A 22,409-nucleotide genomic window follows, 5' to 3' on the forward strand; every position below is an offset into this window, starting at 1 on the left:
GCCGGGTACGCCTTACGACAGTAGTAGGTTTCCGCGAACTTGCGTAGGAACCCACAGAACCCCCGGTGAACACGGGAGATCTCTAAGATCGGGGCGTGGTAGGTCGCAGGCGCGGATGGTTTCGGTCCGCCGGGAACAACGAATGGATCGGGTCGGCGCGACAGGCGCTGGCCTCGGCGTTCCTCGACATGGACAAGCGCCAGAGCGCGGCGGAGGCGGCGGTGCACGCGGCCGAGCAGGTGTTCCCGGACCGCCGGACGGCGGTGGCCTGGGAGCCGGTGCGGAGTCGTTGCTACGACGCAGCCGGTGCGTATGTGGCGCTGACCGAGCAGCTCGAGCAGGCCGAACGCGACGGAACCGCGGTACCGCAGGGCCCGCAGCAGGCCGAGACAGTGACCAGACAACTGACCGACGCGGCCCGCGCCGTCGACGAGTTCTACCGCGGCAATCAGGCACAACTCGAGCATGCGGTCGCGGTGCTCGGCACCGTGCCGCAACTGGCCCAGCAGGTGAAGATCGCGGCGGCCGGCGTGCGTGGGCAGGCGGCCGAATCCGAGTACGCGAACTACCCCTCGGTGCGCGAACACGCCGCCGCCGTGGATGAGGCTCTCATCACATTGGAGGCGGCCGGTTCGGGCGCGTCGGCGGCGGTGGTGCGCGAGGCCGCGAACCGGCTGGAGGCGGAAACGAAGCGATTGGCGGATGCGTTGGCGCAGGCCCCATCTCGGGCCGCCGCCGCGAAGACCGCGATCTCCTCGGTGACCACCCGGTTGGCCGCCGCCCGGACCAGGGCCGAGGGGCTGGCACCGGCCTACTCGGGGCTGCTGCGCGAATTCAACGCTGCGAGTTCCGCGGATTTAGCTGACAATGAGCGGGAAAGCCAGCGAGCCATCGACGCCGCGGATGCTGCCCTTGGCCGGGCGCGTGCGGCAGCGGCGGAGAACAACCCGGAGATTGCACTTGATCTGACCACATCCGCCCGCGGGTATCTCACGGAGGCCGAACACCAGGTCGACGCGGTCACCAAGCGGCTCGCCACGTTGCGGGCGGTCAGGTCCGACCCGCAAGAGAAAGCCAAGGCCGTACGATTTCGGCTGCGGGACGCCCAAATGCTCGCGGTGAGTCGCGGGCTCGTCACCGAATGGGGCTCTGTGCTCGACGCACAGGCCGCCCGGATCGATCGAATCAGCGAGACACTGACGGGGCGCCACCCCGACTACTGGGCCTATGTGGCGGAGCTGGATACCATCACCGACTTCATAGCCGGGGTAGTGGATCGAATGAGAAAACAAGCAGGACCACGACGAGAATGAGGGTGGGATAACGATGACCGCAGGCATCGCCGTCCAGCGGGAAATTTCCCTGCGGAAGCGAATGCCGCTGCGCCACTTCCGGCAGCTGCACGGCCCCGAGGCACGCAATCTTTTCTACCGAGAACCGGAGCCGTTCGGCGACGATTACACCGATCGAGAATTACTGGCCGTCGCGCTGGGCGCGACGCTGTACGCGCCGGCCACCAGGCCGGACCTGGCATTGACCATCAGCAAGCGCGCCGAACGCGGCGTGTGCTCGATGGTGATCGACCTGGAGGACGCGGTCGCCGACCACGAGGTCGAGTTCGCCAAGCGGCAGACCGTGGAAACGCTGAATCTGCTTGCCGCCAATGGGGATTCGAATCCATTGCTGTTCGTCCGGGTGCGTGACGCGGACACCATCACCGAGATCGTCGAGCAGCTGGGCGCGGGGGCCTCGGTGTTGACCGGGTTTGTCTTCCCCAAGTTCGACAGCAGCACGGGGCCGCAGTATCTGGCGGCGTTGAGCGCGGCGGTCGAGCGATTGGATCGACCCATCTACGGGATGCCGGTGCTCGAATCGGCGGGGCTGGTGCACCGGCAGACGCGTGATCAGGAGCTGACCCGGATCGCCGAGCTGCTGGCCGCGCACCGGGATCGGGTGCTCGCGGTGCGGGTCGGCGCGACCGACATGTGTTCGACGTTCGGTATCCGGCGGGACCGGGATCTGACGATCTACGACGTGCGAGTGGTCGCCGATGTGATCGCCGATATCGTGAACTACCTCGGGCGCGCGGACGGGACCGGGTTCGTGATCACCGGGCCGGTCTGGGAGTACTTCGCCGATCACGAGCGGATGTTCCGGCCGCTACTGCGCACCGCGCCGTTCGAGGAATCCGATGCGGTGCCGTTCCGGCAGTACCTGGTGAGCCGCGACCTGGACGGGTTGCTGCGCGAGATCACGCTGGACCGGGCCAACGGGATCCAGGGCAAGACGGTGATCCATCCGTCGCATGTGGCGGCGGTGCACGCGCTGTCGGTGGTGACGCACGAGGAGTACTCGGACGCGTTGGACATTCTGCAGGTTGATGTCGGCGGCGTGGCGGCGTCTGGATATCGGAACAAGATGAATGAGATGCGGCCGCACCGCAGTTGGGCGCGGCAGACGCTGTTGCGGGCGCGGGTGTTCGGTGTGGCCAATAAGGGAGTTTCGTTCGTGGATTTGTTGACGGCGTTGGTGACGGTATGAGCGGCGCCGCGCTAGAAATTGTCGGAATCCCTTGGGCGACAAAAAATCTCGGTCTCCGGCTGCAGCATGCGGAGTCGTACGGCGCGGTCGAGCAGCGGTCGGTCAGTGCGCTGCCCGCCGAGTTGGCGATCGCGGAGCTGATTCAGCCTGGCCTGCGGCGCAATCCGAAGCGGGCGCATCTGCTGGTGTCCACCGTGCTCGGTAAACATCTGCCGACCGATCCGCGGGTCGTGCTCGACGGCGGCAATCGGCTGGGCGATCTGGTGCGGGCGGTGCTCGGCGATCGCGCGGCGCTCGTACTCGGATTCGCCGAAACCGCAACGGGACTCGGGCATTGCGTGGCTGCCCGGATCGGTGCGGTCGGTTACCTGCACTCGACGCGGCGCGATGTCGCCGAGGCGCAGACCCTGACCGGATTCGAGGAGGGGCACTCGCATGCCACCTCGCATCAGCTGCAACCGATGCCTGCCGATATCTTCGTCAACGATCTGCCGCTGGTGCTGGTCGATGACGAAATCTCCACCGGTGCCACCGCACTCGATGCGATCCGTGCGCTGCACGCGTTCTCGCCGCGCTCGCACTACGTGCTGGCTTCGCTCGTGGACATGCGTTCGGCCGCGGATCGCATCGCCTTCGATAAGGCCGCGGCGGAATTGGGCGCCGGCATCGACACCGTGTGTTTGGCATCGGGGCACACTGTGTTGCCGGACGGCCTGGTGGACGCGGTCGCGGAGCTGCCGGAACCTGAACTGAATCCTGTTGCCGCGCAGCGTGGCTCGTTCACTCGACTAGATCTGCCGTGGCCGACCTCGGTGCCCGAGGGCGGCAGGCACGGGGTTTTGCGTTCGGACTTCACGGCATTCGATGCCGCCGTCGGCGCCGCGAACGATGTGCTGCGGTCGCGGCTCGCGGCGGAGTTCGCCGGTCGGCCGGTGATCGTGCTCGCGCACGAGGAGCTGATGTATCTGCCGCTGCGGTTGGCGGCGGCGTTGGCGGATTCCGGTACGCCCACTCGATACCAGACCACCACGCGGTCGCCGGCCTATGTGCTGGATGAGCCGGGGTATCCGCTGCGCCGTGGATTTCGTTTCACCGCACCGGAATCCGGGCAGGAACAGCCACGTTACCTGTACAACGCGCACTGGGCCGCCGAGTTCTCGGGGCAACCGGACGGTGCGGATTCCGCTGGCGTGCCGGGTGATCCGGTGCTGGTGGTCGTCATCGATCCACCGGCCGATACCGAGGAACTCGTCGCCGACGGCGGACTCGTCGACGTATTGACCGCCTCCGGCGCCGATGTGCTGGTCGCGTTGCTGCCCGGCGCCGACCCGCGCACACTGCACGCCGAGCGCAGCGCGGTCGCGGAACTGCCCGAGCCGCTGCACGGTCCCGCGTTCGGTTCGTATGCGGCCGAGGAGGTTTCCTGGCTGCTGAAGGATCTGTCCGACGTCGACCTCGAGGCCGACGTGGCCGAGCGGGAACGCCGCATCCAGTCCGGTGCCGCGCACTACGCGGAGTCGCTGCCGATCGAGTATCAGCCGGACGCGGCCTACCGTTCGCTGTTCGACGAGGTGCTCGCCGACAGTGCCGAGCGGCTGGCACTGGCCGTGGCGACCGTCGCCGAACTCGTGGTGGCCGAACGCGGTGACGACATCGTGCTGGTGTCGCTGGCGCGGGCCGGTACGCCGATCGGCATCCTCATGCGGCGCTGGCTGCTGTCCGGGCGCGGTGCCGATCTGCCGAGTCTCGACGTGCCGCACTACGCGGTGTCGATCGTGCGTGATCGCGGTATCGATGCCGTCGCGCTGGATTACCTTGCGCGGCATCATGATCCGGCATCGATCGTGTTCGTGGACGGCTGGACCGGCAAGGGCGCCATCACCCATGAGCTCGCCGACGCCCTCGACGCCTATCACGCGGCAGGCGGGGCCCGGTTCAACAGCGAGCTCGCCGTGCTCGCCGATCCCGGGCATTGCGTCCGCACCTATGGCACGCGCGACGACTTCCTGATCGCCTCGGCCTGCCTGAATTCCACTGTGTCCGGCCTGGTTTCCCGCACGGTGCTGAACGACACGTTGATCGGACCCGGCGAGTTCCACGGGGCCAAGTACTACCGTGAGCTGGCCGCCGACGATGTCTCGCTGCGCCTGCTCGACACGGTCGGCGCCGCGTTCGATGGCGTCCGCGACCGGGTGCCCGCGGCGGTGGCGGCCGTACTCGGCAGCGATCGCACGCCGACCTGGACCGGCTGGACCTCGGTCGAGCAGGTGCGCGCCGAATATGGCATTGCCAGTGTGAATTTCGTGAAGCCCGGTGTCGGCGAGACCACCCGGGTGCTGTTGCGGCGGATGCCGTCGCTGGTGCTGGTTCGCGACGCCGAGGCGCCCGAGCACGCGCATATCCGCCTGCTCGCCGCGGCCCGCGGCGTGCCGGTCGAGGTCGTGCCCGACCTGGCCTATTCGTGTATGGGACTGATCAAGGACGTGCAGACATGATGGACCTACCCAGGCTACGAAGACATACGCTGGTCGCCACCGACCTGGACCGAACAATGATCTACTCGCGCAACGCTTTCAGTGCGCACACCGACGTGCCGACCGTCTGCGTGGAACACCTCGAGGGCGCGCCGCTGTCGTTCATGACGACGGCCGCCGCCCTGCGCATGCAGACCCTCACCGAGCCCGCCGCGGTCATTCCGACCACCACGCGGACCATCAAGCAGTTCAACCGCATCCAATTGCCCGGCGCCCCATGGCGTTACGCCATCACCAGCAATGGCGGCAATATCCTGGTCGACGGCGTGCCGGACCTGCGCTGGCGCATCGACATCGACGCCAAGGTCCGCGCGGGCGGCGCGACGCTCTCCGAGGTCACCGCCGAGCTCCGTGCCCGGATAGCCGATTCGTGGGTCACCAAATTCCGCGAGGCCGACGACCTCTTCTGCTACCTGGTCGTGCGCCCCAAAGAGGTCCCGGCGGGCTTCCTGGCCGAGTGGGATGCCTGGTGCCGGGCTCGCGGCTGGTCCGCCTCCCAGCAGGGTCGCAAGATCTATTCGATGCCCGATGTCGTCTGCAAGAGTCACGCCGTCGCGGAGGTCCGCCGCCGACTCCTCGATTCCGGCGAACTCGACACCGAGGCAACAACTTTCGCCGCAGGCGACGGCGCCCTCGACGCCGAGATGCTGCGCGCCGCCGACTACGCCATCCGCCCCCGTCACGGCGAACTCGAACACCTCAACTGGACCCACCCCAACCTCACCATCACCCGCGCCACCGGCATCCTCGCGGGCGAGGAAATCATCAACTGGTTCATCAAGGGCTCCCCGCCGTCGGCTGATTAGGTCGGCTTGCGCGTCCGAGTCGCCTGGGGTGCAGGGCCTTCGAAGGTCATCTTGAAGTCCGGGCATTCGACGAGCGGCTCGTGGGTGCAGGTCGAGGCGTGCCGGAGGCTGTCGCGCATGCGGGCGAGGCGGGCGATGTCTTTGTCGAGTTCCAGGGCTTTGCGGGCCAGTCCTGCGCGGAGTTCGGTGTCGCTGGGGGTGGCGCGCAGGAATCCGGCGATTTCGGCGATGGTGAAACCGGCGCCGCGGGCGCAGGAGACCAGGGCCAGGCGGCCGAGTACGTCGGGGCGGAAGGTGCGGCGCAGGCCGTTGCGGCCCGCCGGGGTGATGAGGCCGCGCTTCTCGTAGAACCGCAGGGCGGACGGGGCGAGCCCGGACTCCTCGGCCACCTCGGCGATGTCCAGCAGGGTGTCGGTCATTGTTCTCCTTGACTTGAAGCACGCTTCAAGTTGGAGACTACCCGGCATGAACATTCACCACCTGAATTGCGGGTCCGTGCGGCAGATCGAAGCCACCTACGCCGGGCCTGCGCCCGCGCACGCGGTCAACCACTGCCTACTGGTCGAAACCGATTCGGACGGAATGGTTCTCGTTGAAACCGGGATGGGCCTCGGCAATGTCCGCGACCCGGCCGGCACCCTCGGCGCGGACTGGGTCGCCATGGCGCAGCCGTTGCTCGATGAGGACGAGACGGCGATCCGCCAGGTCGCGCGCCTCGGTTACGCGCCGGCGGACGTCCGCCACATCATCCTCACCCACCTGGACGTGGACCACTGCGGCGGATTGCCGGACTTCCCGCAGGCCGCGGTGCACGTGCTTGCCGCCGAACTCGAGGCCGCGGTCGCCGAAGCGCCGAGTTTTCGCTATCGCCGAGCGCATTGGGCGCACGACCCGCATTGGGTCACCTACCCGCCCGAAGCCGGTGCGGACTGGTTCGGGTTCACCTCGATCCCGTTGAAAGGCCTGTCCGACGACTTCAAGTTGATCCCGCTCGGCGGCCACACCGCCGGCCATACCGGAGTGGCGGTGCGCGACGGCGATCGCTGGCTGCTGCACAGCGGCGATGCCTACTACTACCACCGCGAACTGGAACAGCGGCATCATCCACACCCGATCATGGACATCGTGCAAACCACCTCAGAGGTTCACCATGATCTGCGCATCGGCACCCAGGCGCGGTTGCGCGAACTGGTTCGTGACCACGGTGATGAGGTTTCGGTGTTCAGTGCCCACGATCCCTGGGAGTTCAGCAGCTACCGGTGACCGACAATGCTTTGGTGCGGGTACTGGTGACAGGAGCGAACGGGTATCTCGGCGGAGCTGTGGCCGAGGCGCTGCGAGCCGACGGGTACGACGTAGTCGGGCTGGTGCATCGCGCGCGGACGCGGGTGCCGCGCGGGGTGGCAGTTCGGGCCGCCGACTTGCTCGAGACCGAGGCACTGACCGCAGCTCTTCGTGGTGTCGATGCGGTATGTCATTTGGCCGGGCTCACTCGCGTTCGCGAATCCTTCGCTGATCCGCTGCGGTATTTCGAGGTCAATGTCGGCGGAACGGTCTCGCTTTTACGGGCGATGGCCGAGGCGAAGGTGGGCAGGCTGGTGTTCGCGTCCACCGCGTCGATCTATGGGATGCCGGAGCGGCAGCCGATGTCGGAGGAGCTGCCGGATCAACCGCCGCATCCGTACGCGGCGAGCAAGCTGGCCGCCGAATCGGTGATTGCGGCACAGGCGGCGACAGGTCAGCTGGCTGCAGTGGTGTTGCGGCTGTTCAACATTGCGGGCGGCGCGGATCTGGATCCGACCAGGATCGTGCCGCGCATACTGGCGGTGGCGGCGGGGGACAGCCCTTGCCTGGCGATCAACGGGGACGGTACCGCCGTTCGTGACTATGTGCATATCGATGATGCCGCAACAGCTTTCGCGGCAGCGGTCGCGCATATGCCCGACCCCGGTTCGTGTCGTCGATACAACATCGGCAGCGGTTCCGGCACCAGCGTCAACGAACTTGTGGCCGCGGCCGGCCGGGTAACCGGCCGGCCCATCTCCGTCGAGCATCGCCCTGCCGTACCTGAGCCGTCACGGCTGGTCAGCGACAGCAGCCGGGCGCACGCCGAATTACACTGGGAAGCAATAACATCCGATATCGACGCGATTGTTGGCGATGGATGGGCGCAGGGCAGCCGATGATCAGGCCCTGCGGTCGCGGACCTGGTTGAGCCAGTCGAGGCCGTCGCGCAGCGTTGGCGAGCGATCGGTTCGCGGCCGCTCCCGGTAGCCGCGTTGGTCTTCCCGCTGGTCGTATCGTGCCTCGGCGGACGCAGACTTGCGCAGGTATTGGTCCTGATCCGACCAGTCGCCTGGCGGAGTGCGCCCGAAGTCGCGGTCCGGCAGACCTGGCTCACGCGGCTGCGCCGTCCCGGGGTGCCCGAGGTTGTTCAGGAAGCGGTCGAGATACGGATTGTCCGCTCCGCGTTGGTTATCCGCGGCAGATCGAGCCGCGGCCTTCTTGTCCGGCGCGAACGGAATACCGCTGGACAGCGCCCGCAGGCCGAGCGTCAGCATCTCGCCGAGCATGCCGATGCCGATCGACAAGGTGACGGGCTTGGCATCGTGATGCATCCCCATGGTGCTGCCGAGCAGGCTGATCCCGAAACCCGCGACCATCGAAGTGCCCCAGATGACCAGGGTTTTCACGGTGTACCGCTGCCAGAGATGCCCGTCTCGTTCGAACAGGACGGTGGTAGTTCCGCGCACCGCGCCGAACGCGATGCCGACCACCCCGCCGATCACCAACCAGACGATGTCGATCCCACTCAGGTCCGCGACCTTGGTCACGCTGTACACACCGATCCCCACCAGGATCAACGGCGTCACAAACGTATCCCGCGCATCCACCGGTTCCCCCATGAACCGTTTCACGATCAACACGATCGCGCCGACAATGATGACGAATATCAACCCGACACTCATAACGCCTCCCAGCAAGAAGTCCTGCCGGAAAACTAACGCCACCCTGAGGAACGCTGAGTCCGCCGAACGGATGACCCGAAGGAGGATTCCCAGGTCCGACCGCAGGGCTCAGTGCCCCTGCTGCCCACCCAGCTGCTGGGCGATGACGCCCTGAAGTCGTTGCAGGCCGCTCGGCGTGATCCCGCTTTGGATCTGGCCCTCGATGGTGCGCACCAACATGGCGTCGCTGAGCACCTTTTCACTGGATTGGATCAGCACGGTGCCCGCGCCGGTGAAATCGAATTGGCGTTCCTCGCCGGAGTTCACGCCGAAGCGGGCGGCGCCCGCGGCGAGGAAGCTGGAGACCCAGCGCTGGTCGTAATGGTGGCTGGGGGAGGGGCAGTCGGCCCAGCCGACCAGGGCTTCCGGGTCGACCCGCAGCGGCGGCTCGGCGAACATGACCGGACCGTTGGAGGAGGCGAGGAACTTGCCGGTGCCGATCAGGGTGAGGAAGCCGGGCACGATGGACTGGTTCAGCGACAGACCGGGCTCGAACGCGAGCAGGTTGGCGGCGCGAATGGTGAGGTTGCCGTTGTCCTCGAGGTCATAGGAATTGATGTCGTAGCCGCGGTCGCCGATGATCAGCTTTCCGTGCCCCTCGGCCACCACATAGTCGCCGGTGAACAGCGGAGCCGAGAATTGTTGCGCCACCATGTGCAACAGCCCGCCCTGCAGGCCATGGGTGAGCATCTGGAATCGCATCTCGCCGTAGTAGGCGATCATCGCGCCTTTGCGCATGAACCATGGTTTGTTCAGATCGATGCAGTAGGCGTAGCTGTTTCCCGGAAGATTATCGCTCGCACCGAGTTTCATCGGATTCAGAATTTCCGGCATGGTCACAACTTCTCTTCCGAGGCCTGCACGTACACGACACCCTGTCCGACACAATGCAATTGCATGGCCTCACCGGAGCCTCGGCCGACCGCGTCGCGCCAGCTGAGCGCCGTCTTCAGTTCGGTCTGCACATTGCCGTAGGCGGCGACGAAGGCTTGCGGGTCGACCACGATCGGATCAGGCCCGCCCACTCGCAATTCCAGGAATCCGCCGTGTGCGAGCAGCACGGCGGAACCCTGCCCGGACAGCTGCGTGGTGAACATGCCCTGACCGGTCAGCGCACCGGTCGCGGCACCGCGCAACGCACCCATCAGTCCGCCACCACCACCGCCACCCGAACTCATCACCGAGACAATGGAACTCTGCAAACCCGCGGTATTGGCAAGCAGCCGCGACGCCTCGACCCGCAGTGTCGCCCCTGGCTGCAGCTGGACCACGTGGACCTCCAGTCCCGCGAATCCGTAATGCACTTCGCCGGTGCCCTGCGCGAGCATGGTGCGCTCGTGCTCGCCCGCCATCATGCGACCCGCCACCCGCATCAACCCACCGCCGCCACCCATCCCCTGACCGCCCGGAATCTGGTGCGGCGCAAAGGAAACATCGCCGGTATAGAACAGCATCGCGCCGGTGCGGGCGGCCACGCCACCCGCCATCCCGACATTGACTTTGACGACCTTGCCGTTGACTTTCTCGAACATCCGCCCGCCCTTACCGTTCCGCCGGCTGGATCAGCACCACGCCCTGGCCGTCCCAGCGCAGCGAGAACGCCTCACCCGCGTCTTGGCCGACGAACGTGCGCCAGGACACGTCGGTGACGAAGGAATGATTGAGGTTGCCGCGCGCCGCGACGAACGCGTCCGGGTCGACCACCAGCGGGAACTGCGGCGCCACCTCCAGGTGGATCAACGGCCCGCCCGCCGACAGCAGCGCGACCTGGCCCTGCCCGGTCACCGTGGTGGTGAACAAGCCCGCGCCGGTCGAGGCCCCGCGCAGCCCAGCGAAGCGCACATCGGTGCGCAGGTTTCCGGCGAACGCGAGCAGCTGCTGGGATTCCACCTGCAACGTCTCGTTGTTCAGGTCGACCACGGTCACGTGCTGGCCGTTCACCGCGAAGAAGACCCGGCCGTTGCCGGAACATTCCATCAGCGAGAGCTTCTCGCCGGTCGCACGGCGCTTGAGCCCGGCGAGCACGCCGTCGCCGCCGCCGAATCCGGCCGCTTTGAACTGCACATTGCCCTCGTAAGCGACCATCGAGCCGGAAATCGCGCGGAGACTGGTACCGGCGAGATGCGCCTCGATCACCTTCTTGGATTGTTCGAACAGTTGCGCCATGAGGGTGTTCTGCCTGCTGTCTCGATCGGGAACATGGAAAAACCACCACATTCCAACTGCGTGTCGTCACATTAACCGATGGCCCCCAGAACTGTCGGGGTTCATCGACCCGATTAGCGGAACCGTCACCCGAGCGTTTCTCGTAGAGTGGCATTCGAACGCACCGACAAGCGAAGGGTCTAACTTGTCCGCAACACTCGCCAAGGGCCAAAACGGTCCGCTGGCCACGAACGACGTGGTGGTCTCCATCCAGCTCACGGCGCCCGCGGATCTGTCCGCACTACTGGTCACCGAACAGGGCAAGGTCCGTACCGACGCGGATTTCGTCTTCTTCAACCAGCCGAGCGGACCTGGGGTCAACCTGCAGCCCGCACCCGCCGGGCAGCCCGCCTCGCTTGCGGTGTCGCTGAACGCGGTGCCCGCCGATATCGCGCAGATCCGCGCGGTGATCACGCTGGACGACGCGACCAGCAACTTCGGCCGGTTCCCCGCGCCCACCGCGATCGTGTCGGATGCGACCGGTAATCGGTTGTTCGAGTACCAGATCGAGGGTTTGAGCACCGAGTCGATCGTCATCGCGCTCGAGCTGTACCGCCGTCAGGGCAGCTGGAAGGTGCGCGCCGTAGGACAGGGTTACGCGGGTGGTTTCGCCGCGCTGGTCACCGACCACGGTGTGACGGTCGATGATTCGCCGGCCCAGCCCACCCAGCAGGCCCAGCCCGCGCCGCCGCCCGCCTACCAGCCGCCGCCGGCCTACCCCACGCAGCCCGCGCCGAACTACCCGACCGCGCCCGCGTACCCGGCCCAGGGCGCGCCGACCGGTGGCTACCCGCCGCCCGGACCCGGTTACCCCCCGCCGGGCCCCGGCTACCCGCCGCCCGGCCCTGGCGGTTACCCGCCGCCTGCTCAGGGTGGTTACCCGCCCCCCGCTCAGGGTGGCTACCCGCCGCCCGCTCAGGGTGGTTATCCGCCGCCTGGGCAGCCGGTTCCGCCGCAGCAGGCGCCCGCCGAGGTGAGCCTGAGCAAGGACCGCCCGGTCAGCCTGACCAAGGGCCAGCGGGTCACCCTGCGCAAGGAGGGCGGCGCGGCGCTGACCTTCGTCAAGATGGGCCTCGGCTGGGATCCGGTGAAGAACCGCGGCATGTTCGGCAACCGCACCGTCGACGTGGATCTCGACGCGTCGGTGGTCATGTTCGCCGACAACAACCCGGTGGATGTCGCCTACTACGGCCAGCTGACCTCCAAGGACGGCTCGATCCGGCACCAGGGCGACAACCTCACCGGTGAGGGCGAGGGCGACGACGAGGTGATCCTGGTCGACCTCACCCGCATTCCGGCGCACGTGAGCACCCTGGTGTTCATCGTGACCTCCTACAAGGGCCACACCTTCGAGCAGATTCAGAATGCGTTCTGCCGCTTGGTCGATGGCACCAACGACGCCGAATTGGCCAGGTACACCCTGGCAGGCGGCATGCCCTTCACCGCGATGGCGATGGCGAAGGTGTTCCGGGTCGGCAACGACTGGAAGCTGCAGGCGATCGGCGAAGGCTTCGCGGCCAAGCACCCCGGTGAAGCCGTGCCGCACCTCGGCCGGTTTCTGCAGCACGTTTGATCGGGCGACGCGGACAGCAAGGCAGACAACGTGATTCAACTGAAGGCCGGTCAGAATATCCCGCTGACCGGTAAAGTCGTTCGATTCGGCGCGAAAGCCGAAGCCGCACTGGATGTTTCGGCGCTGGTGGTGGCGGAGAACCTCAAGGTCTTCGACGCCGAGGATTTCGTCTTCTACAACCAGCCCAGCGCCGCGGGGGTGCGGCTGGACGCGGACCAGGTGACCATCACGCTGCCCGAGGTGCGCGGCGACGCCAAGGCGGTGCTGCTGGTGGTGAGCGCCGACCCGGCCGTGCCTGCCCGGCCGGGCGGCCTCGGCGCGGTGACCGCAACGCTGTCCGAAAACAACCAGGTGGCAGCGGAATTCGCGATCACACCGTCGTCCGGCGAGGCGGCACTGATCTGTCTGGAGGTGTACCGCCGCGGCACCGACTGGCGGCTGCGCGCCGTCGGACAGGGCTACTCGGGTGGCCTCGGCGTGCTGCTGACCGCGCACGGCGTCGAGGTCGAGGACGATCCGGCGGACCCGGCGGCGCAAACCGGCTCGGCCGCGCAGACCGGTGACTCACCGCAGCCGAGCGCGACCCAACAGCCCGGCCCCGGCGTGCACACCATGGCCGGGCCGATGGCCAGCGAAGCCCGCGACGCCAAGGCGGCGCCGCTGGAGATCGGGCACGGCCTGGAACGCCTGTGGATGATTTTCGAGGACGCCGCTCGCTCGGCCGCCGCGCTGGTCTCGGCCCGTGACTACGCCGCCAAGCGGCTCGATCACGAATTGTCCGTCGCCGTCTCGGATCCCGCTACCCGGAACACCCCGGCCGCCGATGCCGCGCGCCGGGCCGCGCAACAGCGCAACGACGACCTGATCGCCACCGCCGAAAGCAACCATCAGCGCGACAGCGCGCAGCTCGTCCGCGAGCTCGCCGACGCCGACCTGATGCTGCCACCCGCGCTGGCATCCTGGGATTCACCGGTCTGGGACAAGCCGATCACGCCGAGCGACGGCATCCGGCTCGGCGAGCTGTACGCGCGCGAACGCGGGACGCTGCGGGTGCCGTATTGCGTTCCGGTGCCGTTGAATAGGCCGCTGTGGATCGACACCGAGTCCACCCGCGCGGTCGCGCCGGTGATCGGCGCGTTGCTCGCGCGGCTGCTCACCTCGAAGCCCGGTCGGCGCACCCTGGTCGACATCATCGATCTGACCGGGGCGTTCAGCGGCTTCACCGGCCTGCTCGCGCCGGTATTGAACGGGCCGCCGATCACCGACCACACCGAGATCTCGGAGCGGTTGCAGGCCCTGGTGCAGGCGGCCGAACTGGCGGAATTGGCCTTCACCAGCGGCATGGGCAGTGCGCCGACGGAGCACCGGATCCTCGTCGCCGCCGACTTCCCGCACGGCTACCAGAGTTCGGACGCGCAGCGGATCGGTTCACTGATCATGCGCGGCGACCTGATCGGGCTGTCCACGGTGATCATCGGCAGCGACGAATCCGACTCGGGTGACAGCACCGTGGCGATGCTGTCCCAGTCCTGCAGGCACCTGCCGACCGTCGACGGGACGCCGCTGTTCGATCCGTGGACCGGCAGCCCGTGGGAGCTGGACCTGGACATGCTGCCCCAGGAACCGGCGCTGCTCGCGCGTTACCTGCGCACCCACTGAATCGGATTCGCGACGTTCGCTACCCGTATGTGATTACCCGTGTCGCCGGAGCTGACGTGGGTGGCATCGCCGGCCTGCGAGCGCCACTCGCGGGTCGGCGCCACCCGGGGACGCAAGAACTCGGGCAGCCACGGCAGCAACGGATCCGGTGCCCGGTCGAAGACGCCGCCGATCGGGTCGTCGACGTAGTCGCGGCGCACCAGGTCCTCGTCGGGGCGATAGATCTGCCGAACGATCAAGGCGCACAACGCGATCACTGCGAGGTCGCGCAGCACCACGGTGCCGGTGAACCACTGCTCGGGTAGGCCCTTCTTGTCCAGGCCGAGGTAGTAGAACATCCGCGGCGCCCAGACCAGCGCGTCGATCGTCATCCAGGCCAACAGGATTCGCCGATGCGGCAGCGCGAGCACGGCGATCGGCACCAGCCACAGCGAATACTGCGGGCTCCACACCTTGTTCGTCAGCAGGAACGCGGCGACCACCAGGAAGCACAGCTGCGCCAGCCTCGGCCGTTGCGGCGCGGTGAGCGCGAGGTAGCCGATCACCGCGCACGCGGCCACGAACACCAGCAGCGACACCGCGTTCAAAATGACCGGCTGTTGCTCGTGGGTGAGCGTCCCGTCGAATCCGGTCCAGCCGGTGAACGAGGTGATCACGTTGTACAGCGAGTCCGGGTCGGCGTGCCGGGAGGTGTTGAGCCGGAAGAATTCCCGCCAGCCGTCCGGATACAGCGCGGCGATGGGCAGGTTCACCGCGACCCAGGTGCCCAGCGCGGCCGCGACCGTCACGGCCGCGGCGCCCAGCGGCCGGGTGCCGAGTAGGTGGACGCGATAAGGGGTTTCGCGGAGCCAGTCCCGCGCCGTCGACCAGCTGTCGATATCGCGCAGCCGCAGCCCGAGCTGGGTGCTCGGCAGCCGCTGCATCGGATCGGCGCGCAGGCACAGCACCACGATCGGGCCGAGCAGCAGCAGCGGATACAGCTTGGCGGCGCCGCCGAGCCCGAGCAGCAGACCGGCGAGCGCCGGGCGTCTGCGCGCCCAGGCCAGCAGCCCGGTCGCGGCCAAAGCCGTTGCCAGCGCATCGAAATTGGTGAAGATGTGCACGATCACCAGCGGTGAGCAGGCCACCAGCGCCGCGTCCCACACCCGACGCCCGGCCAGCTGCGCGGTCGCCCACACGGTGACCAGCCAGGCCAGCGCCAGGCCGAACGCGACCACATTGAAGTAGATCACCACCTGCAGCGCGCCGGGCAGCGGCGCGGCATCCCAGGCCTTGGCGATCCGCATCGAAAGGTATTGGTACAGACCGGACAACACCGGATATTCCATGTACCGGGTTTCCCGGCCACCGTCCGGGGTCGTCTCGGTCCAGTCCTTCTTGTAGGGGAAGGCGCCCTCGTTCAACCGCTCCGCGCCGTACAGCGGCACGGTGTCCGAGTAGCACATCGCCACGTATTGGCGGCCGTTGTTCCAGTCGAGCGTGAGCGATCCGTCCGCGGTGCTGGTCTGCTGAATGCAGCCGGCCTTGCCGAACCAGCCGAACGCGAGGAATACCACGGTGAACGCCAGCAGCACCCGCATCGGCGTCCAGAACCGCGCCCGCCCGATCAGCGCGTGCTCACCGACCGGCCCCCCGATGACGGTGGACAGCTGCGCGGTCAGCGAATCGTTGCGGCTGGGCCGATCTCGGGCGTCGGCCGACCGCAGATCCGGCGCGAGCGGGCCGGGGGCGATGTAGTGCGCGCCACCGGAAGACGCCCCACCCGATTGCGGCACGCTCCCGTTCGTTCGCTGGTCCACCAGTTCCTGATCGGTCACGGCACCCGACGCTACCTTGAGTTCGGCTATGGGTTCGGATCGCGTCGTCCCCACCCGGCTGAGTGGGGACGGTACGCGCACCCTGCGGCACCTCGGCCGAGGTGCCGCAGGGCCGGGCTATCTGCTGCGGGCGGTCGGTGCGGCTCCGGTGCTGTCACCCTGATTGCTGTACCCGTTGTTACCCGGCCGCGGTGAACCGGTCGTGCTCGGCGACGCGCCGTCGGTCGCCATCGGCTGGCCGGGCAGCGGCGTCGGGCCGTCCTCGCGCTGTTGCTGCTGTTGCGGTTGCTGCTGCGCCTGCGGGCGCGGCTGGGCACCGGGGATCTGGATCGGGCCGAACGGGGTGTCGATCTGCGGCGGCAGCATGATCGGCGGGATCAGCGGCGGCGCCTCGGTGGTGGACGGCGGGGTGAACGGGGCCGACCACGCGGGCACACCGGCCTGTCCCTTGATCGGCGCCGGCTTCGGGAAGGTCTCGTTCTTCGTGCCTTCCAGCGCACCGTCCATGGTGGCCTTCCAGATGTCGGACGGCAGACCGGAACCGTAGATCATGCCGCCCTGGTAGTTACGCAGCGCGGTGCTGTCGACGGCGCCGACCCAGACCGCGGTCGACAGGGACGGCGTGTACCCGACCATCCAGGCGTCCTTGTTGTCGAGGGTGTCGCCGAGCTGGGCGGTGCCGGTCTTGGTGGCCGACTCGCGGCCGCCCGCCAGATTGTGGTTACGCGACCAGGCCGCGATGGGCTTCATCGCGTCGGTGACGTTGTCGGCCACCGCGGCGTCGACCCGCTTCTCGCCGGCCACCTCACCGCGATCGAGCACCACCGTGCCGTCGGCAGCGACGACCTTCTGCACGAAATGCGGTTTGTGATAGATGCCGGAGGCCGCCAAAGTGGCGTAGGCCGAGGCCATGTCGAGCGGACGAGAGTCGTACTGGCCGAGCACGATACCGTTGTTCGGGCCGTTGCCGTCCGGTTCGGTGAGCGACTTGCCGACACCGGGAATGTTCTCCGGGATGCCGAGCTTGTGCGCCATGTCGGCGATCTTCTGCGGACCGTTGCCCATGTCGACTTCCATGCGGTAGAAGCTGGTGTTCAGCGACCGCTTGAGTGCCTCGGCGATGGTGCAATTACCGCACCCTTCACCCTCGACATTGGTGATCTTGATGCCGTTGACGGTGACCGGCGAGCTGTCGTACAGCTGCGAAAGCGGAACGCCCTGTTCGAGATTCGCCGCCAGACCGAACACCTTGAACGACGAGCCCGGCTGCAGACCGGCATTGGCGTAATCCCAGCCCTGGCCGTCCTCACCGCCGTAGTAGGCCTTCACGCCACCGGTCTTCGGATCCACCGAAACGACTGCGGCACGCAGCTTTTCCGGCTCGCCCTGCATCTTCTTCTGCGCCGCGTCGACGGCCGCCTTCTGCGCCTTCGGATCGATCGTCGTGGTGATCGACAGGCCCGCGGTGTTCATCTGCTGCTCGCTGATGCCCTCGGCGGTCAGCTCCTTGATCACCTGCGTCTTGATCAAGCCCTCCGGACCCGTGTCCAGGGTCTTGTCCTTGGTCGTCGACACCGGGGCCACTCGCGGATACTGCATGCCCTGCCGTTCGGCGGCGGGCAGGTTGCCACCGGACACCATGCCATCGAGCACATAGTTCCAGCGCGTCTTCGCACCCTCCGGGTTCTTCTCCGGATCCAGGCCGGACGGCTGCTGGATGGTGGCGGCGAGCACCGCGCCCTCGGCGGGGGTCAGCTCCGTCACCGGCTTCTCGAAGTAGGCCTTGGCGGCGGCGTCGATGCCGTAGGCGCCGCGACCGAAGTAGATGGTGTTCAGGTACGCGGCCAGGATGTCGTCCTTGCTCCACTGGCGCGCCATCTTGGCCGAGATGACCAGCTCGTGCAGCTTTCGGGTCAGCGAGCGTTCGTCGCCGACCAATGCGTTCTTCACGTACTGCTGGGTGATGGTGGAACCACCACCGGCGCTTTCCTTGCCGAGCACGTTGTCCCTGGCGGCGCGGGCGAAGCCGGAGATCGAGAAGCCGGGGTTGGAGTAGAAGTCCCGGTCCTCGGCCGCGATCACCGCGTTGCGCACGTGCGCCGGGATCTGCTCGATCGTGACGTCGGTCCGGTTGCCTTCCGGCGGAACGACTTTGCTGATCACCGATTCGCCGTCGGAGGCGAGGATGGTCGCGACCTGATTGGTTTTGAGGTCACCGGGCTGGGGTACCGAAACAGTCGTGTACGCGATGAGGAAAACACCACTGGGTATCAGGATGGCCATGGCCATCATCACGTAGATGACCCGGCGCACGATCCGCCACGGCGACTTCTTCTTCGCGCCCGGCTTGCGCTTACCCGGGCCGGAGCCGTCGCCGCCGCTGCCACCGTTGCGGCGCGGGGGCGGGCCGGACGGCGGTCCACCCGCGGTCTGCCTGCGTTCGCCGGTGCCGTTGCCCGGGTCACCGACGCGGCGGGCCCGGTCGGCGGTCGGCCGCGGCCCGGTGGGCGGGCCGCCACGGCGGTTGCGCTCGGAGACCGCGTCGGTCAGTGAGTTTCGCTCGATCTTCTGGGTGGCCCCGGCGCCGGGCGGCGGGGCCGGGTTCGGTCGTCCCTGCGGCGGCCGTTGCTGCGGCGGGGGCGGACCGGGACGACGCTGCGGCTGCGGGCCACGAAGCTCCCCCGGGTAGGGGGCGGGGCGCTGCGCGGGCGGCGGGCCGGGCCGAGGGCCAGGGCCGGGCGGCGGGCCGGGGCGCGGATTCTGATACGGATTGGGACCAGGCTGTGAACTCCGTGGAGGACGGCCGCCGTGCGGTTCATCGCCGTAGGGGGAAGTCTCGTAGGGCGAATTCACTGACAAGATCTCCATAACTCGTAACGTTGCGGATGGCTCGGGGCGGTCATCTCGACCGCAGCGGACACATGGTGGCTCCGCGAGTCATCCGACGGGCAGATGACCAGGCACTTCATTCGGCTGCGGTGCGCCGGGTCCCGGTGCGACGCCGCGTTGGCGCCGGCGTGGTACCGAGGACGTAGGACTGCACCAGATGATTCCAGCTGCAGCTGCGGCATACCTCGACGACATGGACCGAGAACTCTTCACGAGTCTCGGCGAGGCGGGTCAGCTCCTCCGGTGTACGGGCCGAGCCCGCCACCGGTCCGAGACCGTCGCCGTAGACCCAAGATACAAGCGTGAGTTGTTCTTTCCGGCAGATCGGGCATGTGACCTCGCTCCCCCGACCGTGGAACTTCGCCGCACGCAGCAGGTAGGGATTCGCATCACATACCGAGGCGACATCGACGCGGCCCGCATACACGTCAGCCAGCAACGACCGACGCCGTAGGGCGTAGTCGACCACCTGCCGCTGGATTCGCACGAGAACCAGAGTAGCGGTGTTGCCGAGGGGCCGCCCTGGCTCAGGGGTATGAGATGCCCGGTAGATCCGTGTTTATATCGACCAGGACTGTGCACAGTTATATCGGCCCGATATAGTGTGGAGTCGCATCCATCGGTTAGGTCTGTACACAGTCAGGGAGGTGAAGCCCGGTGCTCGAGCTGGCAATTCTCGGGCTGCTCCTCGAATCGCCCATGCACGGCTACGAGTTGCGCAAGCGGCTCACCGGCCTGCTCGGCGCGTTTCGGGCCTTCTCCTACGGGTCGCTCTATCCCACGCTGCGCCGCATGCAGTCGGACGGGTTGATCGCCGAGGAGATTCCGGCGGGCGTGGTCACGCGCCGAGCCCGCCGCGTCTACCAACTGACTCCGGCGGGCCGCGAGCGGTTCAGCGAACTGCTCGCCGATACCGGACCGCAGAACTACACCGACGACGGCTTCGGCGTTCATCTCGCCTTCTTCAGCCGCACCCCCGCGACCGCGCGGATGCGGATTCTGGAGGGCAGGCGACGCCAGGTCGAGGAGCGCCGAGAAGGACTCCGGGAGGCGATCAAGAAGGCCAGCGGGTCACTCGATCGCTACACCCGGCAGCTCCACCAGCTCGGACTCGAATCAAGCGAGCGCGAAGTGCGCTGGCTCAACGAGTTGATTGCGGCGGAGCAATCGACGAAGGCGGCACCACAGAAAGAGGGAAATATCGGCCATGAGTGATGACAAGAAGGCTGACAACGCCACAGAAGTTCGCGTCGCCATCGTAGGCGTGGGCAACTGCGCTTCCTCGCTGGTCCAGGGTGTGCAGTACTACAAGGACGCGGATGAGACCGCGACCGTGCCCGGACTCATGCACGTCAAGTTCGGCAAGTACCACGTCCGGGACGTGAAGTTCGTCGCCGCGTTCGACGTCGACGCGAAGAAGGTCGGTTTCGACCTCGCCGAGGCCATCTTCGCCAGCGAGAACAACACCATCAAGATCTCCGACGTGCCGCCGAGCGACGTTGTCGTGCAACGCGGTCCGACGCTCGACGGCATCGGCAAGTACTACGCCGAGACCATCGACCTGTCCGAGGCCGAGCCGGTCGACGTGGTCAAGGTGCTGAAGGACAACAACGTCGACGTCCTCGTCTCCTACCTGCCGGTGGGTTCGGAGGAGGCGGACAAGTTCTACGCACAGTGCGCCATCGACGCGAACGTCGCCTTCGTCAACGCGCTGCCGGTGTTCATCGCCTCCGACCCGGTGTGGGCCGAGAAGTTCACCAAGGCAGGCGTTCCCATCGTCGGTGACGACATCAAGAGCCAGGTCGGCGCGACCATCACGCACCGCGTGATGGCCAAGCTGTTCGAGGACCGCGGTGTGCAGCTCGACCGCACCATGCAGCTGAACGTCGGCGGCAACATGGACTTCAAGAACATGCTGGAGCGCGAGCGCCTGGAGTCGAAGAAGATCTCCAAGACCCAGGCCGTCACCAGCAACCTGAAGAAGGAAATGGGCGCCAAGGACGTGCACATCGGCCCGTCCGACCACGTCGGCTGGCTGGACGACCGCAAGTGGGCCTACGTCCGGCTCGAGGGCCGCGCGTTCGGCGACGTGCCGCTGAGCCTGGAGTACAAGCTCGAGGTGTGGGACTCGCCGAACTCGGCGGGCATCATCATCGACGCGGTCCGCGCGGCGAAGATCGCCAAGGACCGCGGCATCGGCGGACCGGTCATCCCGGCCTCGGCCTACCTGATGAAGTCCCCGCCCAAGCAGCTGGCCGACGACGTCGCCCGCACGCAGCTCGAGGCGTTCATCATCGGCGCTTGAGTTATTGGCCGCGTGGCCACGAACGGCGCTCGCAAAACTCGCGCTGTGCGGGGCTGGAAAGGTGCCCGGAGGTGAAAACCTCCGGGCACCTTGCTGTTCGGGGTGTTACTCAGTCCAGCGAGACGTAGACCTCGACCGAGGTCGGTCCGGTGTAGCGCTCGATCTCCGCGGTGTGGGAGCGGGTGATGGTTCCGGCGCTCTCCGCCTTGCGAACCTGAGCCCACGCGGTGCGCAACAGGTCGTAGGGCTTGTCGGAGACGACGAACTTGGCGTAGCGGCCCTGTGGGACGCGGGTGAGCACGTCGCCCGCGTCCATCTCGTCCATCGAGGCCACCTCGTAGCCGAGCACGGCGACGGCGTGGTCGTTCTGGCCGATGTAGGCGGCCACCCGCGGCACGCTCTTCTCCCGCGCCAGGTAGCGGTCCCAGGTGAAGTTCACCAGGTCGAGGTCGCGCGCGGTCACCTCGCGTCCGGCGAGCGGAACGGTCAGTCCGGCGACCAGGCTCTCGTCCAACGTGACAATCTCGAAGTCCACAGTGTTGTTCCTACCCGTCGACTTGATCGTCTGCCAGCGCTACGAAGACTTCGGCCGTGCGCGCGTCGGGATAATGCTCCCAATCCCCGGTATAGGCACGTACGAATCGGCCCGCGGCCTCGGCGTCCCATACCGAGCGCCAAATGTGCACGATGGTGTCGCCGAGGTTGTCGCCGCTGGCGATGAATCGGGCGAATCGGCCCGCGGGCACCCGGGCCAGCACATCACCGGGCAATAAGTCGTCCACGCCGCGACAGCGGTAGCCGACGATGTGGGTCAGGTAGGAATTGATTTCCGGCGCGTGGTCGACATACGCGGTCGTCGGCGGCCCGGGCAGCTGGCGGGCCAGGTTACGCTTCCACGCCTCTTCGACTTTCGCGCGGCGCGGTCCTTCGACCGCGAGCGCTGGGCTGCGAAGTACTGTTCCCGCCACCAGCGTCTCGGGTTGGTCAACGACATTGAAATCCACCGGCGTAGCCCCTATGTCTCGTCTGTCTCCAATTGGCGGCGTCGTCGCTCGAGCGCATATCCTTCCGC

At 67.2% G+C, this 22,409-nt stretch carries 20 protein-coding genes; 10 read left to right on the plus strand and 10 right to left on the minus strand.

What is annotated here, in order from left to right; all coding sequences use genetic code 11:
- The first annotated feature begins 95 nt into the window (after window positions 1-95).
- Genes ABZ942_RS09735 through ABZ942_RS09750 form a run of 4 tightly spaced genes read left to right on the plus strand, consistent with a single transcriptional unit; the run spans window position 96 to window position 5,881 of the window.
- The gene (locus ABZ942_RS09735; RefSeq protein WP_357380281.1) at window positions 96-1,313 is read left to right on the plus strand and encodes a hypothetical protein; all 1,218 of its coding nucleotides are present in this window, start codon (window positions 96-98) and stop codon (window positions 1,311-1,313) included.
- 13 nt (window positions 1,314-1,326) lie between these two features.
- Complete coding sequence (locus ABZ942_RS09740; protein ID WP_357380282.1) at window positions 1,327-2,541, plus strand: HpcH/HpaI aldolase/citrate lyase family protein; 1,215 nt, start codon at window positions 1,327-1,329, stop codon at window positions 2,539-2,541.
- Window positions 2,538-5,036 (plus strand): phosphoribosyltransferase, encoded by a 2,499-nt coding sequence (locus ABZ942_RS09745; protein WP_357380283.1) that lies wholly within the window; start codon window positions 2,538-2,540, stop codon window positions 5,034-5,036. Before ABZ942_RS09740 ends, ABZ942_RS09745 begins: the two co-directional genes overlap by 4 nt.
- On the plus strand, window positions 5,033-5,881 hold the full coding sequence (locus tag ABZ942_RS09750) for an HAD family hydrolase (RefSeq protein WP_357380284.1): 849 nt from the start codon (window positions 5,033-5,035) through the stop codon (window positions 5,879-5,881). Before ABZ942_RS09745 ends, ABZ942_RS09750 begins: the two co-directional genes overlap by 4 nt.
- Here the strand turns inward: ABZ942_RS09750 and ABZ942_RS09755 are convergent.
- Entirely contained in the window at window positions 5,878-6,300 is a 423-nt protein-coding gene (locus ABZ942_RS09755; RefSeq protein ID WP_357380285.1) for a MerR family transcriptional regulator, read from the minus strand. The genes ABZ942_RS09750 and ABZ942_RS09755 overlap by 4 nt on opposite strands.
- Before the next feature lie 46 nt (window positions 6,301-6,346).
- On the opposite strand from ABZ942_RS09755, the gene ABZ942_RS09760 reads away from it, so the two are divergent.
- Together ABZ942_RS09760 and ABZ942_RS09765 are read left to right on the plus strand one after the other, a co-directional pair.
- Entirely contained in the window at window positions 6,347-7,144 is a 798-nt protein-coding gene (locus tag ABZ942_RS09760; RefSeq protein ID WP_357380286.1) for an MBL fold metallo-hydrolase, read from the plus strand.
- Window positions 7,141-8,067: an NAD-dependent epimerase/dehydratase family protein gene (locus ABZ942_RS09765; RefSeq protein WP_357380287.1), complete on the plus strand. Its 927-nt coding sequence runs from the start codon at window positions 7,141-7,143 to the stop codon at window positions 8,065-8,067. Before ABZ942_RS09760 ends, ABZ942_RS09765 begins: the two co-directional genes overlap by 4 nt.
- Here the strand turns inward: ABZ942_RS09765 and ABZ942_RS09770 are convergent, their stop codons facing one another.
- The 4 genes from ABZ942_RS09770 to ABZ942_RS09785 form a co-directional block, all read right to left on the minus strand.
- Complete coding sequence (locus ABZ942_RS09770; protein ID WP_357380288.1) at window positions 8,068-8,850, minus strand: hypothetical protein; 783 nt, start codon at window positions 8,848-8,850, stop codon at window positions 8,068-8,070. It abuts the gene before it with no gap.
- Between the two features lie 108 nt (window positions 8,851-8,958).
- Complete coding sequence (locus ABZ942_RS09775) at window positions 8,959-9,723, minus strand: AIM24 family protein (RefSeq protein WP_357380289.1); 765 nt, start codon at window positions 9,721-9,723, stop codon at window positions 8,959-8,961.
- Between the two features lie 2 nt (window positions 9,724-9,725).
- The gene (locus tag ABZ942_RS09780; RefSeq protein WP_357380290.1) at window positions 9,726-10,421 is read right to left on the minus strand and encodes an AIM24 family protein; all 696 of its coding nucleotides are present in this window, start codon (window positions 10,419-10,421) and stop codon (window positions 9,726-9,728) included.
- Between the two features lie 10 nt (window positions 10,422-10,431).
- The gene (locus tag ABZ942_RS09785) at window positions 10,432-11,055 is read right to left on the minus strand and encodes an AIM24 family protein (RefSeq protein WP_357380291.1); all 624 of its coding nucleotides are present in this window, start codon (window positions 11,053-11,055) and stop codon (window positions 10,432-10,434) included.
- Window positions 11,056-11,239: 184 nt separating this feature from the next.
- On the opposite strand from ABZ942_RS09785, the gene ABZ942_RS09790 reads away from it, so the two are divergent.
- Both ABZ942_RS09790 and ABZ942_RS09795 read left to right on the plus strand, forming a co-directional pair.
- Window positions 11,240-12,667 (plus strand): TerD family protein, encoded by a 1,428-nt coding sequence (locus tag ABZ942_RS09790; protein ID WP_357380292.1) that lies wholly within the window; start codon window positions 11,240-11,242, stop codon window positions 12,665-12,667.
- Window positions 12,668-12,697: 30 nt separating this feature from the next.
- Window positions 12,698-14,326, plus strand: coding sequence for a TerD family protein (locus ABZ942_RS09795; protein WP_357380293.1), 1,629 nt, complete (start codon window positions 12,698-12,700; stop codon window positions 14,324-14,326).
- On the opposite strand, the gene ABZ942_RS09800 is transcribed toward ABZ942_RS09795, so the two are convergent.
- The 3 genes from ABZ942_RS09800 to ABZ942_RS09810 form a co-directional block, all read right to left on the minus strand.
- Window positions 14,308-16,101 (minus strand): glycosyltransferase 87 family protein, encoded by a 1,794-nt coding sequence (locus ABZ942_RS09800; protein WP_357380388.1) that lies wholly within the window; start codon window positions 16,099-16,101, stop codon window positions 14,308-14,310. The genes ABZ942_RS09795 and ABZ942_RS09800 overlap by 19 nt on opposite strands.
- 159 nt (window positions 16,102-16,260) lie before the next feature.
- Window positions 16,261-18,435 carry a transglycosylase domain-containing protein gene (locus ABZ942_RS09805; protein ID WP_357380389.1) on the minus strand — a complete coding sequence of 725 codons (2,175 nt, stop codon included), beginning with the start codon at window positions 18,433-18,435 and terminating at the stop codon, window positions 16,261-16,263.
- Window positions 18,436-19,108: 673 nt separating this feature from the next.
- The gene (locus ABZ942_RS09810) at window positions 19,109-19,519 is read right to left on the minus strand and encodes a DUF5318 domain-containing protein (RefSeq protein ID WP_191093751.1); all 411 of its coding nucleotides are present in this window, start codon (window positions 19,517-19,519) and stop codon (window positions 19,109-19,111) included.
- A gap of 170 nt (window positions 19,520-19,689) precedes the next feature.
- Between ABZ942_RS09810 and ABZ942_RS09815 the strand changes: the two genes are divergently transcribed.
- Together ABZ942_RS09815 and ABZ942_RS09820 are read left to right on the plus strand one after the other, a co-directional pair.
- Complete coding sequence (locus ABZ942_RS09815; protein WP_107653374.1) at window positions 19,690-20,247, plus strand: PadR family transcriptional regulator; 558 nt, start codon at window positions 19,690-19,692, stop codon at window positions 20,245-20,247.
- A complete protein-coding gene (locus ABZ942_RS09820; RefSeq protein WP_357380294.1) occupies window positions 20,240-21,337 on the plus strand; it encodes an inositol-3-phosphate synthase in 1,098 nt (365 codons plus the stop codon). Before ABZ942_RS09815 ends, ABZ942_RS09820 begins: the two co-directional genes overlap by 8 nt.
- Window positions 21,338-21,446: 109 nt before the next feature.
- Here ABZ942_RS09820 and ABZ942_RS09825 read toward each other — a convergent pair whose 3' ends face one another.
- Entirely contained in the window at window positions 21,447-21,872 is a 426-nt protein-coding gene (locus ABZ942_RS09825; RefSeq protein WP_357380295.1) for a GyrI-like domain-containing protein, read from the minus strand.
- Between the two features lie 10 nt (window positions 21,873-21,882).
- On the minus strand, window positions 21,883-22,341 hold the full coding sequence (locus ABZ942_RS09830) for a GyrI-like domain-containing protein (protein WP_357380296.1): 459 nt from the start codon (window positions 22,339-22,341) through the stop codon (window positions 21,883-21,885).
- Window positions 22,342-22,409: the final 68 nt, after the last annotated feature.

Origin of the sequence: Nocardia sp. NPDC046473, from assembly GCF_040645995.1 — a bacterium.
GTDB lineage: Bacteria > Actinomycetota > Actinomycetes > Mycobacteriales > Mycobacteriaceae > Nocardia.